At 73.5% G+C, this 16,801-nt stretch carries 15 protein-coding genes; 12 read left to right on the plus strand and 3 right to left on the minus strand.

Features of this window, described 5'->3' with window-relative positions:
• The first annotated feature begins 51 nt into the window (after positions 1 to 51).
• From ACIGG8_RS29680 to ACIGG8_RS29705, 6 genes are all read left to right on the plus strand, one after another.
• The gene (locus ACIGG8_RS29680) at positions 52 to 1,641 is read left to right on the plus strand and encodes an acyl-CoA carboxylase subunit beta (RefSeq protein WP_350520026.1); all 1,590 of its coding nucleotides are present in this window, start codon (positions 52 to 54) and stop codon (positions 1,639 to 1,641) included.
• Between the two features lie 29 nt (positions 1,642 to 1,670).
• Entirely contained in the window at positions 1,671 to 1,892 is a 222-nt protein-coding gene (locus ACIGG8_RS29685; protein WP_350520025.1) for an acyl-CoA carboxylase subunit epsilon, read from the plus strand.
• A 241-nt stretch (positions 1,893 to 2,133) separates the two neighbouring features.
• Positions 2,134 to 2,274: a morphogenic membrane protein MmpB gene (gene mmpB, locus ACIGG8_RS29690; protein ID WP_350520024.1), complete on the plus strand. Its 141-nt coding sequence runs from the start codon at positions 2,134 to 2,136 to the stop codon at positions 2,272 to 2,274.
• A gap of 48 nt (positions 2,275 to 2,322) precedes the next feature.
• Positions 2,323 to 2,925, plus strand: a complete 603-nt coding sequence (locus tag ACIGG8_RS29695; RefSeq protein WP_396551841.1) for a nucleoside triphosphate pyrophosphatase — start codon at positions 2,323 to 2,325, stop codon at positions 2,923 to 2,925.
• 64 nt (positions 2,926 to 2,989) lie between these two features.
• Positions 2,990 to 3,724: a hypothetical protein gene (locus ACIGG8_RS29700; protein WP_396551842.1), complete on the plus strand. Its 735-nt coding sequence runs from the start codon at positions 2,990 to 2,992 to the stop codon at positions 3,722 to 3,724.
• A gap of 236 nt (positions 3,725 to 3,960) precedes the next feature.
• Positions 3,961 to 5,736: an acetyl/propionyl/methylcrotonyl-CoA carboxylase subunit alpha gene (locus ACIGG8_RS29705; protein ID WP_396551843.1), complete on the plus strand. Its 1,776-nt coding sequence runs from the start codon at positions 3,961 to 3,963 to the stop codon at positions 5,734 to 5,736.
• Between the two features lie 102 nt (positions 5,737 to 5,838).
• Here ACIGG8_RS29705 and ACIGG8_RS29710 read toward each other — a convergent pair whose 3' ends face one another.
• Positions 5,839 to 6,795: a DeoR/GlpR family DNA-binding transcription regulator gene (locus ACIGG8_RS29710; protein ID WP_396551878.1), complete on the minus strand. Its 957-nt coding sequence runs from the start codon at positions 6,793 to 6,795 to the stop codon at positions 5,839 to 5,841.
• A 237-nt stretch (positions 6,796 to 7,032) separates the two neighbouring features.
• Positions 7,033 to 8,550, minus strand: a complete 1,518-nt coding sequence (locus ACIGG8_RS29715) for an NAD(P)H-quinone dehydrogenase (protein WP_396551844.1) — start codon at positions 8,548 to 8,550, stop codon at positions 7,033 to 7,035.
• A gap of 98 nt (positions 8,551 to 8,648) precedes the next feature.
• On the opposite strand from ACIGG8_RS29715, the gene ACIGG8_RS29720 reads away from it, so the two are divergent.
• Positions 8,649 to 9,086: a gamma-glutamylcyclotransferase gene (locus tag ACIGG8_RS29720; protein ID WP_189916169.1), complete on the plus strand. Its 438-nt coding sequence runs from the start codon at positions 8,649 to 8,651 to the stop codon at positions 9,084 to 9,086.
• A gap of 51 nt (positions 9,087 to 9,137) precedes the next feature.
• Here ACIGG8_RS29720 and ACIGG8_RS29725 read toward each other — a convergent pair whose 3' ends face one another.
• On the minus strand, positions 9,138 to 10,100 hold the full coding sequence (locus ACIGG8_RS29725) for a hypothetical protein (protein WP_396551845.1): 963 nt from the start codon (positions 10,098 to 10,100) through the stop codon (positions 9,138 to 9,140).
• A 224-nt stretch (positions 10,101 to 10,324) separates the two neighbouring features.
• On the opposite strand from ACIGG8_RS29725, the gene ACIGG8_RS29730 reads away from it, so the two are divergent.
• From ACIGG8_RS29730 to ACIGG8_RS29750, 5 genes are all read left to right on the plus strand, one after another.
• Positions 10,325 to 12,550, plus strand: coding sequence for a cache domain-containing protein (locus ACIGG8_RS29730; protein ID WP_396551846.1), 2,226 nt, complete (start codon positions 10,325 to 10,327; stop codon positions 12,548 to 12,550).
• Positions 12,551 to 12,571: 21 nt separating this feature from the next.
• Positions 12,572 to 14,101 carry a poly-gamma-glutamate synthase PgsB gene (pgsB, locus tag ACIGG8_RS29735; RefSeq protein WP_396551847.1) on the plus strand — a complete coding sequence of 510 codons (1,530 nt, stop codon included), beginning with the start codon at positions 12,572 to 12,574 and terminating at the stop codon, positions 14,099 to 14,101.
• Positions 14,098 to 14,580, plus strand: coding sequence for a poly-gamma-glutamate biosynthesis protein PgsC/CapC (locus ACIGG8_RS29740; protein ID WP_189916166.1), 483 nt, complete (start codon positions 14,098 to 14,100; stop codon positions 14,578 to 14,580). The genes pgsB and ACIGG8_RS29740 overlap by 4 nt, the downstream gene beginning before the upstream one ends.
• A gap of 17 nt (positions 14,581 to 14,597) precedes the next feature.
• Complete coding sequence (locus ACIGG8_RS29745) at positions 14,598 to 15,692, plus strand: C40 family peptidase (protein WP_396551848.1); 1,095 nt, start codon at positions 14,598 to 14,600, stop codon at positions 15,690 to 15,692.
• 142 nt (positions 15,693 to 15,834) lie between these two features.
• Entirely contained in the window at positions 15,835 to 16,656 is an 822-nt protein-coding gene (locus tag ACIGG8_RS29750; RefSeq protein ID WP_350520014.1) for a purine-nucleoside phosphorylase, read from the plus strand.
• Positions 16,657 to 16,801 lie beyond the last annotated feature (145 nt).

The raw sequence follows: 16,801 nt of genomic DNA on the forward strand, positions 1-16,801 counted from the left end.
GTCCGCGCGCACTCGAACAGGTCGCGGCCATGGATCAGGGAGAGCCACCGGATGACCGAGGCGCCGTACGACCCCCACACGACCGCCGGCAAGCTCGCCGACCTGCGGCGCAGGCTCGACGAGGCGGTGCACTCCGGCTCGGCCAAGGCCGTGGAGAAGCAGCACGCCAAGGGCAAGCTGACCGCCCGCGAGCGGGTCGTGGAGCTGCTGGACGAGGACTCCTTCGTGGAGTTCGACGAATTCGCCCGGCACCGCTCGACCAACTTCGGCCAGGAGAGGAACCGCCCGTACGGCGACGGCGTGGTGACCGGCTACGGCACCGTCGACGGCCGCCAGGTCGCGGTCTTCGCCCAGGACTTCACCGTCTTCGGCGGTTCCCTCGGCGAGGTCTTCGGCGAGAAGATCGTCAAGGTGATGGACTTCGCGCTGAAGACCGGCTGCCCGGTCATCGGCATCAACGACTCCGGCGGCGCCCGGATCCAGGAGGGCGTGGTCTCGCTCGGCCTGTACGGCGAGATCTTCCGCCGCAACGTGCACGCCTCGGGCGTCATCCCGCAGATCTCGCTGATCATGGGCCCCTGCGCCGGCGGCGCGGTGTACTCCCCCGCGATCACCGACTTCGTGGTGATGGCCGACAAGACCTCGCACATGTTCATCACCGGCCCGGACGTGATCAAGACCGTCACCGGCGAGGACGTGGGCATGGAGGAGCTGGGCGGCGCGCGCACCCACAACACCAAGTCCGGCAACGCGCACTACCTGGCCGCGGACGAGAAGGAGGCGGTCGAGTACGTCAAGAGCCTGCTCTCGTACCTGCCCTCCAACAACCTGAGCGACCCGCCGTCCTACGCCGAGCAGGCCGACCTGTCGGTCACCGACGAGGACCTCGAACTCGACACGATCGTGCCGGACTCGGCGAACCAGCCGTACGACATGCGCAAGGTCATCGAGCACATCGTCGACGACGGCGAGTTCCTGGAGACCCAGCCGCTGTACGCCGGCAACATCATCACCGGCTTCGGCCGGGTCGAGGGCCAGTCGGTCGGCATCGTCGGCAACCAGCCGATGGACCTGGCCGGCTGCCTGGACATCAACGCCAGCGAGAAGGCCGCCCGCTTCATCCGCACCTGCGACTCGTTCAACATCCCGGTGCTGACCTTCGTGGACGTGCCCGGCTTCCTGCCCGGCACCGAGCAGGAGTGGGACGGCATCATCCGCCGCGGCGCCAAGCTGATCTACGCCTACGCCGAGGCCACCGTCCCGCTGATCACCGTGATCACCCGCAAGGCCTTCGGCGGCGCCTACGACGTCATGGGCTCCAAGCACCTGGGCGCCGACCTCAACCTGGCCTGGCCGACCGCCCAGATCGCCGTCATGGGCGCGCAGGGCGCGGTCAACATCCTGCACCGCCGGGAGATCGCCGAGGCCGAGGCGGCCGGGAACGTCGAGGAGAAGCGGGCCGAGCTGATCGCCTCGTACGAGGACACCCTGCTGAACCCGTACCTGGCGGCCGAGCGCGGCTACGTCGACGCGGTCATCGCGCCGAGCGAGACCCGCCGGCACATCGTCCGGGGCCTGCGGGCGCTGCGCGGCAAGCGCGAGGTGCTGCCGCCGAAGAAGCACGGCAACATCCCCCTGTAGGCCCCATCCCTGTCGGGAGAGAACCAGCCATGTCCCCGATCCACGTGCTGCACGGGCAGCCGACCCCCGAGGAGCTGGCCACCGTCCTGGCGGTGGTCCAGGCCCGGGCCGCCGCCGCGCAGGCCGCCGCCGAGGCGGCGCGTCAGGCCGGCGCCGGCCCGGCCTCCCCCTGGAACGACCGCTCGCGCCTGCTCCGCCCCGCCCTCCGCCCGGGCGTCAACGCCTGGCGGACGTCGGGCTGGGCGCACTGAGCCGAACCGACCGCACGCGGAGCAGGAAGTCGGCCCGTCCGACGTCCTGCTCCGCCGTCGTCGACCGTCCGTCCACCCCCGGCGCGCCGGAGCGGAGGGGCGCGCCGGGGGCAGCAGGCGCACCGGGGCAGCGCGCACGCCGGAGCGCGAGGCGCGTCCGGGCGGCGGATGCGCCCGGACGGCCGTCAACCTGAGTACGGATACTCAGGCGTCCGGGCCCGGCGCGGCGCACTCTGGACGGGTGCTCTGGTCAGACCCCCGTGACGAGCCCTCGCCCGAGGCCCGTCGAATGCAGGAACGGATGCAGCGGGCCGGCAGGGTGCTCGCCGCCATCGTGCTGGTGGGCTCCGTCCTGATCATGATCGCCCGACTGTTCACCTGAACGGCGGACACCGGCACCCCCGGAACGGCACCCCCTACGCTGGTGGCCATGACCGACCAGCGCACCCTCGTCCTCGCCTCCGCCTCCCCCGCCCGCCTCGGGCTGCTGCGCCAGGCGGGTCTCGACCCGCGCGTGGTGGTCAGCGGCGTCGACGAGGACGCGATCAGCGCCGCCTCGCCCGCCGAGCTCGCGCTCGTCCTGGCCGAGGCCAAGGCGAAGGCCGTCGCCGCCGACCTCGCCGGCGGCGAGCTGGTGATCGGCTGCGACTCCGTCCTGGAGCTGGACGGCCGGGCGCTCGGCAAGCCCGCCGACGCCGCCGAGGCGGTGGCCCGCTGGCAGTCGATGCGCGGCCGCGCCGGGGTGCTGCGCACCGGCCACTGCGTGATCGACACCGTCACCGGCCGGCAGTCCTCGGCCGCCGCCTCCACCACCGTCCGCTTCGGCACCCCGGACGACGACGAGATCGCCGCCTACGTGGCCTCCGGCGAGCCGCTGCACGTGGCCGGGGCGTTCACCCTGGACGGCCGCTCGGCGCCCTTCGTCGAGGGCATCGACGGCGACCCGGGCAACGTCATCGGCCTCTCGCTGCCGCTGCTGCGCCGCCTGCTCGCCGACCTCGACGTCCGGATCATCGATCTGTGGACCAACTGACCTGCCGCATCAGGCCGTCGGACCTCTAAGCTGACCGCCGTCCGGACGGGGAGGGAACGCGGCGATGACCGACAGCGTGCTCAACGTGGTGCTCGGACTGGTGGCCAGTGCCATCAGCGCCGGGCTGGGCTGGCTCGCGCAGAACCTGCGGCGGAGACGGCGGGTCGAGCGGGTGCGGGAGTTCCTCGGACTGCCCGCCGACAGCGAGTGCCTGATCGTGGTGCCGCGCAGCATCGGCGCGGGCTCGCACGCGCAGACCGTGACCCGCCGGGACGCCTACGCCCTGATGTGGCTGGCCGGGCTGGTCGAGGAATGCGGGGCGCGGCCCGAGCTGGTCGCGCACGACGCCGCGCACCGGGGCCTGGGCGCCAAGACCGAGCTCTGCCTGGGCGGACCGGTCAGCAACGAGCGGATGGCCGCCCACCTGGCCTGGGGCCTGCCGGGCGTGCTGGTCACCTCCGGCCCGGGCCCGGGCAGCAACGTGCTCGTGGTGGGCGAGCGGGACTACACCGCGGACCAGGACCAGGCGCACACCCTGCTGGCCCGGATCGCCACCCCGGACGGCGGACGCCCGGTGTTCCTGATCTCCGGCCAGACCGGCACCGCCAATCAGGCCGGGGTGCGCTACCTGGTGTCCCACCACCGCGAACTCGCCCGCCGGCACGGCCGCAACGGCACCTTCGCGCTGGTCCTGCGGGTGGTCAATCCGGAGGCGTACGGGCCGGACATGGTGGAGCTGGTGGCGGACGTGACGGCCCAGGCGGTCCAGCGGCCCGCCGCCCGCTCAGGCGTCGCTTGAGCGGTCCGGGCGAGAGTGTGGCCCATGCCACCGTCCCGCCACGCCGCCGCCCCGTCACCCCCCGTGGCCCCCGGCGCTCCGGCCCCACCCGGCGCGACCTGCGGAGTCTCCGTACCGGCCGGTATCCGGGGGTCGAAACCCATCACCGAGCGTGTGGGATAGTTCACAACCCGGGGCTACTCGCCGGTACTGCCCAGGAATCCATAAACTCATCGAGGTTCAAGAAGGGAGCCACAGTGCGCAAGGTGCTCATCGCCAACCGCGGGGAAATCGCCGTCCGCGTCGCCCGGGCCTGCTCGGACGCCGGTATCGCCAGCGTCGCCGTCTACGCCGAGCCGGACCGGGATGCGCTGCACGTCCGCGCGGCCGACGAGGCTTACGCGCTGGGCGGTGACACCCCCGCTACCAGCTACCTGGACATCGCCAAGGTCCTGAAGGCGGCCGCCGACTCCGGCGCCGACGCCGTCCACCCCGGCTACGGGTTCCTGTCGGAGAACGCCGACTTCGCCCAGGCCGTCCTCGACGCGGGTCTGATCTGGATCGGCCCGCCGCCGCAGGCCATCCGCGACCTCGGCGACAAGGTGACCGCCCGGCACGTGGCGCAGCGCGCCGGTGCCCCGCTGGTCGCCGGTACGCCGGACCCGGTCGCGGGCGCCGACGAGGTCGTCGACTTCGCCCGGGAGCACGGCCTGCCGGTCGCCATCAAGGCGGCCTTCGGCGGCGGCGGTCGCGGCCTCAAGGTCGCCCGCACCCTGGAGGAGATCCCGGAGCTGTACGAGTCCGCCGTGCGCGAGGCGGTCGCCGCCTTCGGTCGCGGCGAGTGCTTCGTCGAGCGCTACCTGGACAACCCGCGGCACGTCGAGACCCAGTGCCTCGCCGACAAGCACGGCAACGTGGTGGTCGTCTCCACCCGTGACTGCTCGCTGCAGCGCCGCCACCAGAAGCTGGTCGAGGAGGCGCCCGCGCCGTTCCTGACCCCCGAGCAGAACGCCGAGCTGTACCGGGCGTCCAAGGCCATCCTGAAGGAGGCCGGCTACGAGGGCGCCGGGACCTGCGAGTTCCTGGTCGCGCTGGACGGCACGATCTCCTTCCTGGAGGTCAACACCCGTCTGCAGGTCGAGCACCCGGTCACCGAGGAGGTCACCGGCCTCGACCTGGTCCGCGAGATGTTCCGGATCGCCGACGGCGAGGAGCTCGGCTACGGCGACCCGGAGGTGCGCGGCCACTCCTTCGAGTTCCGCATCAACGGCGAGGACCCGGGCCGCAACTTCCTGCCCGCGCCCGGCACCGTGACGCTGTTCGCCCCGCCGTCCGGCCCGGGCGTGCGCCTGGACTCCGGCGTGGAGACCGGCTCGGTCATCGGCCCGGCCTGGGACTCCCTGCTGGCCAAGCTGATCGTCACCGGCCGCGACCGCAAGCAGGCCCTGGAGCGGGCCCGCCGCGCGCTGACCGAGTTCAAGGTGGAGGGCATGGCCACCGCCATCCCGTTCCACCAGGCGGTCGTCACCGACCCGGCGTTCGCGCCCGAGGTGCACGGCAGCGACGAGCCGTTCAAGATCTTCACCCGGTGGATCGAGACCGAGTTCGAGAACACCATCCCGCCGTTCGCCGGTGCGGCCGGCGAGGGCGAGGAGGCCGAGGGCCGCGAGACCGTCGTGGTCGAGGTCGGCGGCAAGCGGATCGAGGTCTCGCTGCCGTCCTCGCTGGGCGTCTCGACGGCCCCGGCGGCCGGTGCGGCGGGTGCCGCCAAGGCCAAGCGCCGGGTGGGCGCCAAGAAGGCCGGTTCGGCCGTCAGTGGTGACACCCTCGCCTCGCCGATGCAGGGCACCATCGTCAAGGTCGCCGTGGAGGAGGGCCAGGTCGTCGCCGAGGGCGAGCTGATCGTGGTCCTGGAGGCGATGAAGATGGAGCAGCCGCTGAACGCCCACAAGGCGGGCACCGTCGTCGGCCTCAAGGCCGAGGTGGGCGCGAGCGTCAGCAGCGGCGCCGCGCTCTGCGAGATCAAGGACTGACCCTGATCGAGGTCTTACCCGCCCTGTCGGGCCACGACCGGTCCGTACGCCCCTCGGGGTGTGCGGACCGGTCGCTTTCCGTACGCGGCCCGGCCGGGCCGCTCAGCGCCCGCGCGGCAGGCCCATTTCGGCCAGCCGGACCGGCATCCCGCCGGGGCCGACCGGGCCGCCGTGGGCACCGGGGCGGCGCTGGCCGGGCAGCGGGGCGCCGCCGGGCGGCGGGCCGGCGCGGCGGGCCATCGGTCCGGGCTGGGTCTGGTGGACCGGGCCGCTGCCGGTGCCGTGCACCGGGGCGTCGCCACTCGGGGCCGCCCCGATCGGTGCGAGGTCGATCTGCACCCCGCAGTCGGCGAGCGCGTCCAGTTCGCGGGCGGTGGCGTCGTCCGCGGTGGCCTGCTCGTCGGTGACCAGGCGGGTGATCGTCTCGGTGGCGACGGTCTGGAACATGCCGGCCGCGCCGAGCTTGGTGTGGTCGGCGAGGACGATGACCTCGGCGGCCGCCAGCACCATGGCCCGGTCCACGCTCGCGGACAGCATGTTCGCGGTCGACAGCCCCCGGTCGGCAGTCAGCCCGCTGCCGGAGATGAAGGCCTTGGTGACCCGCAGCCCCTGCAGCGACTGCTCGGCACCGCTGCCCACCAGGGCGTAGTTGGAGCCGCGCAGGGTGCCGCCGGTCATCACCACCTCGACCCGGTTGGCGTGCGCCAGCGCCTGGGCGACCAGCAGCGAGTTGGTGACCACCGTCAGACCGGGCACCCGCGCCAGGCGGCGGGCCAGCTCCTGGGTGGTGGTTCCGGCCCCCACCACGACCGCGTCGCCCTCCTCCACCAGGCCGGCGGCGAGGTCCGCGATGGCGCTCTTCTCCGCCGCGGACAGGTGGGTCTTCTGCGGGTAGCCGGGTTCGCGGCTGAAGCCGCCGGGGAGCACCGCGCCGCCGTGCCGGCGGTCGAGGAGCCCTTCTGCCTCCAGCGCCCGCACGTCACGGCGCACGGTCACTTCGGAGGTCTGGACGACGCGGGCCAACTCCCGGAGCGAGACGGCTCCGTTGGCGCGCACCATTTCGAGGATCAACTGGCGACGTTCTGCAGCAAACACAGAACCGACGGTAACCTGCGTGACCGTCTGCTTTCAGGCGTTTGCAGCTAGTAGCGGGAATTGCTCGCGCACGAGCGGCGCGTGACCGTACAATACGCGCCGTCAATAGCCCGGGACTGCGCCCGCCGTCCGGGTGACGGTCGATCATGCGCGAGGGGCGGTCGCCGATCGGCGACCGCCCCTCAACTGTGCGCCGGACGCTCAGGATTCGCCGTCGGCCCGCTTGCGGATGTGCAGCTGCCGGGCGGCCTCGGCGGTCGAGCCGGAGACGGACGGGTAGACGGTGAAGGCGCTGGCCACCTGTTCGACCGTCAGATTGGCGTCCACCGCGAGCGAGATCGGGTGGATCAGCTCGCTGGCGCGCGGGGCGACGACCACACCGCCGACCACGATGCCGGTGCCCGGACGGCAGAACAGCTTCACGAAGCCGTCCCGGATGCCCTGCATCTTCGCCCGCGGGTTGCCGCGCAGCGGGAGCTTGACCACGACGGCGTCCATCTTGCCGCACTCCACGTCGGCCGCCGTGTAGCCGACGGTGGCGATCTCCGGGTCGGTGAAGACGTTGGAGGCCACGGTCTTGAGGTTCAGCGGCTGCACCGCGTCACCGAGCGCGTGGTACATGGCGATCCGGCCCTGCATGGCCGCCACCGAGGCGAGCATGAAGACGCCGGTGCAGTCGCCGGCCGCGTAGACGCCGGGGGCGGTGGTGCGGGAGACCCGGTCGACCTGGATCTGACCCCAGTCGTTGAGCTTGACCCCGGCCTCCTCCAGGCCCATCTCGGCGGTGTTGGGGATCGAGCCGACCGCCATCAGGCAGTGCGAGCCCTCGATCACCTTGCCGTCGGCCAGGGTCACCTCGACCCGGTCGCCGATCCATCCCTCCTCGCCCGCCTCCGGCGAGGAGGGTCCCTGCGCGCCTTCTGTCCGTGCGGAAATCCTCTTGACCGTTTCGGCCCGCGAACGGCTCATGACGTTCATGCCGCGCCGGCGGAAGACGTCCTCCAGCACCTCGGCGGCGTCGGGGTCCTCGCCCGGCAGCACGCGGTCGCGGCTGGAGACCAGGGTGACCTTGGAGCCGAGCGCCTGGTACGCACCGGCGAACTCGGCGCCGGTCACACCGGAGCCGACCACGATCAGCTCGCGGGGCAGCTCCTCCAGGTCGTACACCTGGGTCCAGGTCAGGATCCGCTCGCCGTCCGGCTGGGCGTCCGGCAGCTCGCGCGGGTGGGCGCCGGTGGCGATCAGCACGGCGTCGGCGCGCAGCGAGTGCACGGTGCCGTCGGGCGCGTCCACCAGGACCTCGCGGGAGCCGTCCACGGCCTGCCCGCCGGTGCCGAGCCGGCCGCGGCCGCGCAGCACGGTGACGCCGGCCCGGGTGACGGACTGGGTGATGTCGTGGGACTGCGCGATCGCCAGGCGCTTCACACGGCGGTTGACCTTGCCCAGGTCCACGCCGACGACCCTGGCGGCCTGCTCGTCGGGGGGCGTGTCGTCGGCGACGATGATGCCGAGTTCCTCGTACGAGCTGTCGAAGGTGGTCATCACCTCCGCGGTCGCGATCAGCGTCTTCGACGGAACGCAGTCCGTGAGCACCGCCGATCCGCCCAGACCGTCGCGGTCGACGACGGTCACCTCCGCGCCGAGCTGTGCGGCGACCAGAGCCGCCTCGTAGCCGCCGGGTCCGCCACCGATGATCACGATCCGAGTCACGCTCACCATTGTCCCGCACGCCGGGAGCGCCGCCACGCCGGGGTCCGGGCTTCCGTACCTTCGTCCAGTAGCCCGGTCCGGGCGCCGCCCCGGCTACGCTGGCCCCCATGCCCCTTTACGCCGCGTATGCCACCAACCTCGATGCCCGGCAGATGACCCGCCGAGCCCCGCACTCCCCGCTGCGCGGCACGGGGTGGCTGGACGGCTGGCGGCTCACCTTCGGCGGCGAGCAGCTCGGCTGGGAGGGCTCGCTGGCCACCGTCGTCGAGGACGAGAAGGACCAGGTCTTCGTCTCGCTGTACGACGTCTCGCCGATGGACGAGGACGGCCTGGACCGCTGGGAGGGCGTCCAGCTCGGCATCTACCGCAAGATCAAGCTGCGCGCGCAGACCCTGGACGGCTCCATCCCGGTCTGGACGTACGTGCTCAACGACTACGAGGGCGGCCTGCCCGCGGCCCGCTACCTCGGCCTGATCGCCGACGCCGCCGAGAGCGCCGGCGCCCCGCACGACTACGTCATGGACCTGCGCCGCCGCCCCTGTTAGAGCTGCGGTCGAGGGTCCGAAGAGGGGCCCCGCAGAACTCCTGGGGGTCCGTCAGGGCTTCGCGCCCCAGCTGCGCGCGGTCTCGGCCAGCACCCCGGCCACCGCCGCGCGGCGGGCCGGCTCGGTGCGCAGCCCGTTGCCCAGCTCGACGTGCAGCCACGGCACCCCGACGCCGGACGCGAACCGGCCCTCGACGTTGGTGGTGCCCTCCAGCTGCCCGCACCTGTCCCGCCAGGCCCGGCAGACCGCGTACCCGGCCCGGCCCAGGCCGGCGGCGGTGAGCTCGGCGGCCGGTCCGGCCTGCCCGGCGCCGCTGGAGACCACCGCGTCCTGGCCGGGCAGGCTGCCCTCGTCGAAGCCGTGCACCTGGATGCCGGGCAGCCCGCGGCCGGTGAGCGCCTCGACCACGGCGGCGAAGACGGTGTCGGAGCGGTGCGCGACATCCGAGGAGCCGTCCGCCCCGGCCCGGCGGTGCGCCCCGGCGAGCACCAGCACGCCGCCCGGCGCGGCCCGGAACAGCTCCACGCCGAGCGCCTCGGTCCGGGCGTCCGACACCGGGTGGGGCACCTGCACCGTCCAGTTCGGCCGGGCCGAGAGGTCCAGGTAGATCCGGCCCCAGCCGCGGGTCCCGTCCGCGGTGCCGTCGGCGATCTCGGCGACCCGGCGGCCGGTCGCGGCCTCGGTGAACTCGGTGAGCCGGTAGCCGACCCGGGCCAGCGCCCGGCCGGCCTGCTCGGACTGGCCGTCCAACTCGCCGAGCACGCCGTCGGCCACCGCGCGGCGCTGTGCCGCGTCCGGCGCGGTGTACGGACCGTCCGAGGTGAACTCGGCGGTGTACTCGTCCACCCGGGCCGCCAGGTCGACCGGCGCCGGGCCGGAGGGCCCCGACCGGACCGCCCGCGGCTGCCCGGCATCGCCGCGCGCGGCGAGGGTCAGCACCCCCGCGAGCACCGCCAGTACCAGCAGCACTGCCGCCGGCAGCAGCAGTGAGCGTCGCGAACCCCGAGTCTCCATGGCGGACGAACCTACCGTGCCCGCCACCGCGGCCATGATCCACGCCGGGACCGGCCGGATCGACACCCAAGCGGCACCGGATCGACACCGATACGTGACAGGTTTCGGTGAACCGCTTCGTACGCTGGTTCGGCTTGACCTGTTCTTGATCATTGCTTGACCGGGAAGGCCTGCCGCCGCCTCCCGGAGCCGGCACGGCGAGCCGGAGGAGAACGAGGCCCCTCGTGAGCACGGCACCCAACCCGCCGCGGCAGCACCGCTACCGCCGCCGGGCCGACATGCCGCTGCTCGGGGGCATCCGCCCGCCCATCGTGCTGCTGCTGCTCCTGCTGCTCGCGGTCGCCGCGATCACCGCCCTGGCCGTCGGCGGACTGCGCGTCGACGACACCCCGCAGGCCGTCCGCGAGTCCCACCAGTACGCCGCCGAGGACACCGCCGCCTCGCTGCGGGCCGGACTGCACGAGAGCGCCACCGACCTGCGCCGGGCCGCCGCCCGGTACGAGAGCACGCCCGCCGAGCCCGCGGCCGTGCTGACCGCGCTCGGCCAGGCGTACCACAAGTGGCGCGGCACGGTGGTGGTCCGCCCCGACACCGGCCGGCTGCTGGCCGCCCGCGGCGAGACCGTCCCGCTGGCCGGCCTGGACCTCACCAAGGTCACCGACACGGCGCCCGCGCCCGTCCTGGTGCCCTCCACCGCCGGCACCCGGCTGCTCACCTTCGCGCTGGTCGCCACCAAGGCCGACGGACGCGCCCTGCTGGTCGCCTCCGACAACCTGCGACTGCCCGGCATCGCCACCCGCAAGGAACAGACCATCCAGGTCCTCGACGCCGGCGGCGCCGTCCTGGACACCACCGGCGCGGCGCTCACCGCGGACGGCGACCGCAAGCTGGTCACCGCCGCCCGCGAGCGCGCCGCCCGCCGGCACCCGGCCCCCGGCGAGACGGCCTCCGGCAGCCTGGCCGGCAGCCCGGACGCCAAGGGCGAGCGCCGGGTCGCCGGCTGGGCCGCCGTCGCCACCCCCGGCGGGCACGATCCGGCCACCCCGCTCGGCCTGACCGTGGTGTCCACCAGCACCGTCGACGGCAAGCCCGGCAACCTGCGCCACCCCATGCTCGGCCTGGCCGCCGCCGGCGCCCTGATCGGCCTGGCCCTGCTGCTCGCCTGGTACCTGAACCGCAGCCTCCAGCGCCCGCTGCTGGGCCTGTTCCTGGAGTCCCGCCGGCTCACCCGCGGCGACCGGCTGGAGCAGCCGGTCCGCGGCCCGAAGCGGGGCGAGGCCGGCCGGATCGCCCGCGCCCTGGAGGAGCTCCGGCTCCAGCTCCTGGACCCGGCCCGCCCGCCGGCCGACGCCCCCGCCCGCGGACGCCGCCCCGGCACCGCGCTGCCGCTCGCGCTCTGCGCCGTCCTGGTGCTCGGCTGGTCCGGCCCGCTGCTGTTCCTCGGCGGCAACGACCCGACCGTACGGGTGCCCACCCAGGTCGTGGCCGGTCAGCGCGACCGCACCGACACCGCCGCCGACCGGATCCGCCAGGCGCTCAACGAGGGCTACGCGGACCTGCGTTCGATCGCCCCCTCGCTCACCGAGGCGTCCGTCGGCAAGGCCGAGACCCAGCTGCGCGACACCCTCGCCGAGCACGACCGCTACCGCTCGCTCTACGTCCTCGGCGCGAACGGCGAACTCCTCGCCCACGCCGGCGAGACCCCGCACCGCACCGGCCCGCAGGCCCTCGGCCCGAGCGGCGTGCTGCTGCTCAACAGCTCCGGCAAGGAGCCCCGGATCGCCGCCCGCGCGGCCCTCACCGCCGCCCCGGCCGACGCCGAGGCGGAGGGCGCACCCGAGCCCAAGGGCCCCGTCCTGGTCGGCGAGTTCAAGACCGACTTCCTCAGCGGCCTGCTGGTCCGCCCCGGCCTCGGCCGGGTCTGGCTGGTCGACGACCGGCAGCGGGTGCTCGCCGCCAACGAGGGCTACAGCTCCTTCGGCGAGCTGCCCGACGGCCGCGGCCGGACGATCCTCGACGGCGCCAAGAAGTCCGCCGCCGCCGACGTGCTCCGCGACGGCGGCGACCCGGCCCTGCTCGCCGCCGCCCCGCTCGGCGGCAACGGCAGCGTCGCCAAGCTCGGCTGGTCCGTCGTCACCGCCAACCCGGTGGCCTGGCTGCACCTCGACCAGAACCGGGCCGACCGGCGGGCGATCCTGGCCGGCATGCTCGGCCTGGCCGCCGCCGCGCTCTGCCTCGGCTGGCTGTACATCGCCGTCGGCCTGCCGCTGCGCCGCCTCGCCGCGAGCGCCGAGGCGCTGGCCGCCGGGGACCGCCGCACCGTGCTCTACCCCGTCCACCACGACGAGGTCGGCGCCGTCGCCCGCAGCCTGGAGCTGATCCGCCAGGAACTGGTGCGCGCCGAACTCGCCGAGCGCGCCGTCCGCCGCACCCCCGCAACCGCTCGCTGAGCCCCGCCCGAAGGACCTCCCGTGCTCTTCCTCTACGTCGTGCTGCTGGTGTGCTGCACCGTGCTGCTGGTGGCCGGCATCGTCGAGCAGCGCCGGCACTTCACCGCGCTGGAGCAGATCCCGACCCGGGTCCTGGTCAACGGCATCCGCGGCAAGAGCTCGATCACCCGCCTGTGCGCGGGCGCGCTGCGCGGCGGCGGGCTGGTGACGGTCGCCAAGACCACCGGCACCGCGGCCCGGTTCATCCACCCGGACGCCACCGAGGAGCCGGTCTACCGCAAGTTCGGCATCGCCAACGTGGTGGAGCAGATCGGCATCGTCCGCCGCGCCGCCACCTACCGGCCGGACGCCCTGGTGATCGAGTGCATGGCCGTCATGCCGGCGCTCCAGGAGGTCAACCAGACCAAGCTGATCCGTTCCACCATCGGCGTGCTGTGCAACGTCCGCGAGGACCACCTGGCCGAGATGGGCCCGACCCTGGACGACGTCGCGCGCTCGCTCTCCCGCTCGATGCCGGTCGGCGGGGTGTGCGTCACCGCCGAGCAGGAGCGCGCGCACATCCTGCGCGAGGAGGCGGCCAAGCGGGACTGCCGGCTGATCGTGGTGGACCCGGAGACGGTCACCGACGAGGAGCTGCGCGGGTTCAGCTGGTTCACCTTCAAGGAGAACGTGGCGATCGCCCTCGCCGTCGCCGAACTCCTCGGCGTGGAACGGCAGACCGCGCTGCAGGGCATGTGGGCGGCCCCGCCGGACCCGGGCGTGCTGTCGGTCGAGCGCTACCGCACGGCGGACGGCAAGCGGCTGCGCTTCGCCAACGTCTTCGCCGCCAACGACCCCGAGTCCACGCTGATGAACGTCCGCCAGCTGGAGGACCTCGGCGCGATCCACCGCCCGCTCAACGTGGTGATCAACTGCCGACCGGACCGGGTCGAGCGCAACGGCCAGATGGGCCAGATCGTCCCGGACCTCGACCCGGACACGGTCTTCCTGATCGGCCACCCCACCAAGAGCGCCCGCGACGGGATCCCGGCCGGCTGGTCGGGCCGCGTCGTCGACCTCGGCGGCGACAAGCGGGACCCGGAGCGGCTCACCGCCGAGCTGCTGGCCGAACTCGGGCCGGACTCCTCGCTGGTGGCGGTCGGCAACATCCACGGCCAGGGCGAGCTGTTCCTGGAGGAGCTCGCCCGGCTCGACGCCGACGCGGCCCCGGACGCGCCGGAGACCCCGGAGTACGCGTACCACGAGCCCGAGCCGCTCTACCCGGAGCCGGACTACCCCGAGCCCGCGTACGACGCCGACCCGGAGCCGTACCCGCACCCGTACCCGCACCAGCACCAGCACCAGCACCAGCACCAGCACCAGCACCAGCACCACTACCAAGGCCAGTACGCCGACCCGGAGCCGTACGCCGACCCGGACCCGTACGCCGACCGGCACGCCTACCCGGCCCGGGCCCCGCGCACCGAGCCGGTCTACCGCCCCGAACCGCTCCCCGACTCCTGGTACGACACCCACCACCGCACCACCGCCCCCTACGGAGACCAGCAGTGATCCCCACCGAGCTCACCCCCGAGATCGCCGCCATCGGCATCGCGCTCGGCCTGGTCTTCTCCCTGGTCTGCTACCTGACCACCAACCTCTCCCCCGGCGGCATGATCACCCCCGGCTGGCTGGCCCTCACCCTGGTCGAGTCCCTCCAGCGGGTGGCCATCGTGATCGGCGTGACGGTGCTGACCTACCTCGCCATCCGGGTCGTCCAGAAGCTGGTGATCCTGTACGGCAAGCGGCTGTTCGCCGCCGTGGTGCTGATCGGCGTGCTGCTGCAGGCCACCGTGATGCTGGTCCTGCAGCGCGAGCTGCCCACCCTGTACGCCAACCAGACGCTCGGCTTCATCGTCCCCGGCCTGATCGCCTACCAGCTGGTCCGCCAGCCCCGGGCGGCCACCCTGATGGCCACCAGCACGGTGACGCTCGCCAACTACGTCGTCCTCACCGCCGGCGTCCTGCTCGGCGCCCTGCCCGGCACCTGATCCTGACGGGAACCCCCATGCCAGTGACCCGCAAGTCCCTGCTCAGCGGCGGCCTCGCCGTGACGCTGCTGGCCGCCAGCGGCTACCTCACCGTCCAGTTGCGGGACCGCGACCGGCAGCCGGCGGCCGGCAGCAACGCGCCGCTGATCACCGCCGCCGTGCCGTCCCCCACGGCGGACGCCGGCACCGCCAGGGCCGCCGCCGCCCAGTACCGATACGAGCGGCTGGCCGGTCCGGACCGCACGGTGGTCCGGGACGCCCGCGGCGGCGTGGTCGCCACGCTGACCGACAGCGCCCGCACCGCCGTCCTGGCCGGCCCCAGCCGCACCTTCGCCGAGCCGGGCACCACCGCCGCGACCGTGGTGACGGACAGCTGGGTCCGCCTGATGCCGCAGGCCTGGAAGCAGGGTGCCGAGCAGGAGGCCTGGTTCCGCACCTGGTTCCAGCAGGCGCTCGGCTCCACCGCCGACGACGTCCTGGCCGCGGCCGGCCAGTACGTCGCCGGGGCGCCGGCCGAGAAGGACGCCAAGGGCGTGCGCTTCAAGGGCGACGCCTCCTTCGGCCCGCTCAACCCCAGCGGTTCGGTCGGCAACGACCTTCGGCTGGAGCAGACCGACTTCTTCGACTACCTCGGCGTGCCGTACACGTTCGCCGACAAGGTCACCCGGCAGCCCGACAAGACCCGCTACGGCTCCTTCGACTGCTCCGGCTTCGTCCGGATGGTCTACGGCTACCGCTCCGGCTACCCGCTGCTCTCCAAGGACGCGGCCGGACCGGGCCTGCCGCGCACCGCCAACGGCCTGGCCCGGCTCGGCCCCGGTGTCCCGGTGATCCCGCTGACCACCGCCGCCGGTTCGGAGACCACCCTGCGCCCGGCCTCGATCGACCCGCTGCAACCCGGCGACCTGGTGTTCTTCGAGATCGACGCCCGCACCGGCGCCCGCCTCGACCACACCGGCATCTACCTGGGCCTGGACACCGACGGCCACCCCCGGTACATCTCCAGCCGGGAGGAGGCGGACGGCCCGACCTTCGGCGACAAGGGCGGCACGGCACGGCTGGACGACAACGGCATGTACGCGAAGGGACTGCGCAGCGCGAAGCGGCTCTGATCGGCCGTGTGTGTGGAAATCGACAAGGGGCGTCACCCGGACAGCCCCACCCAGCTGTGCTTTCGGGTCAACCGGGTAACGATCCGGCATGCCGCGCCGGATTTTCTACGCGCGTAGTCGATTCCCGTCTATCCTCGGACCCGTGAACGCTTCTCCTCAGTCGGTCGTCTCCACCGACCCCTATGCCGCCGCCCAGGCCGCCGCCGAGCGCCTGCGCGAGCTGACCGGTGCCGAGCGGCACGACGTCGCCCTGGTGATGGGCTCCGGCTGGGTGCCGGCCGCCGACGCCCTGGGCGAGACCGTGGCCGAGTTCCCGGTCACCGACCTGCCCGGCTTCCCCGCGCCCGCCGTCGCCGGCCACGCCGGCAAGATCCGCTCGGTGAAGATCGGCGACAAGCGCGCCCTGATCTTCCTCGGCCGCAACCACTACTACGAGGGCCACGGCGTGGCCACCGTCGTCCACGGCGTGCGCACCGCCGCCGCGGCCGGCTGCGGCATCATCGTGCTGACCAACGGCTGCGGCGGCCTGCGCCAGGGCTGGACCCCGGGTCAGCCGGTCCTGATCAGCGACCACATCAACCTGACCGCGGACTCCCCGATCGTCGGCGCCAACTTCGTCGACCTGACGGACCTGTACTCCAAGCGCCTGCGCACGCTGTGCCGCGAGGTCGACCCGACGCTGGACGAGGCCGTCTACGTCCAGTTCCGCGGCCCGCACTACGAGACCCCGGCCGAGGTCAACATGGCCCGGGTGATCGGCGGCGAGCTGGTCGGCATGTCCACCACGCTGGAGGCCATCGCCGCCCGCGAGGCCGGCTCCGAGGTGCTCGGCATCTCCCTGGTCACCAACCTGGCCGCCGGCATGACCGGCGAGCCGCTCAACCACGAAGAGGTGCTGGAGGCCGGCAAGGCCTCCGCCGAGCGCATGGGCGAGCTGCTGGCGAAGGTCCTTGAGCGGATCTGACGCCCACCAGGCGCAGAATCATGAGTGACGGGGCCCGCAGGCGGTCGTGATCCGCTGATCACACCCGCCTGCGGGCCCCGTCCGCATGTGCACACCTCTTCTCCCTTCGCGCGGAACCATCCGGCCGACACACCGACGCACTTCC

Source organism: Kitasatospora sp. NPDC085464 (assembly GCF_044541955.1).
Lineage (GTDB): Bacteria > Actinomycetota > Actinomycetes > Streptomycetales > Streptomycetaceae > Kitasatospora.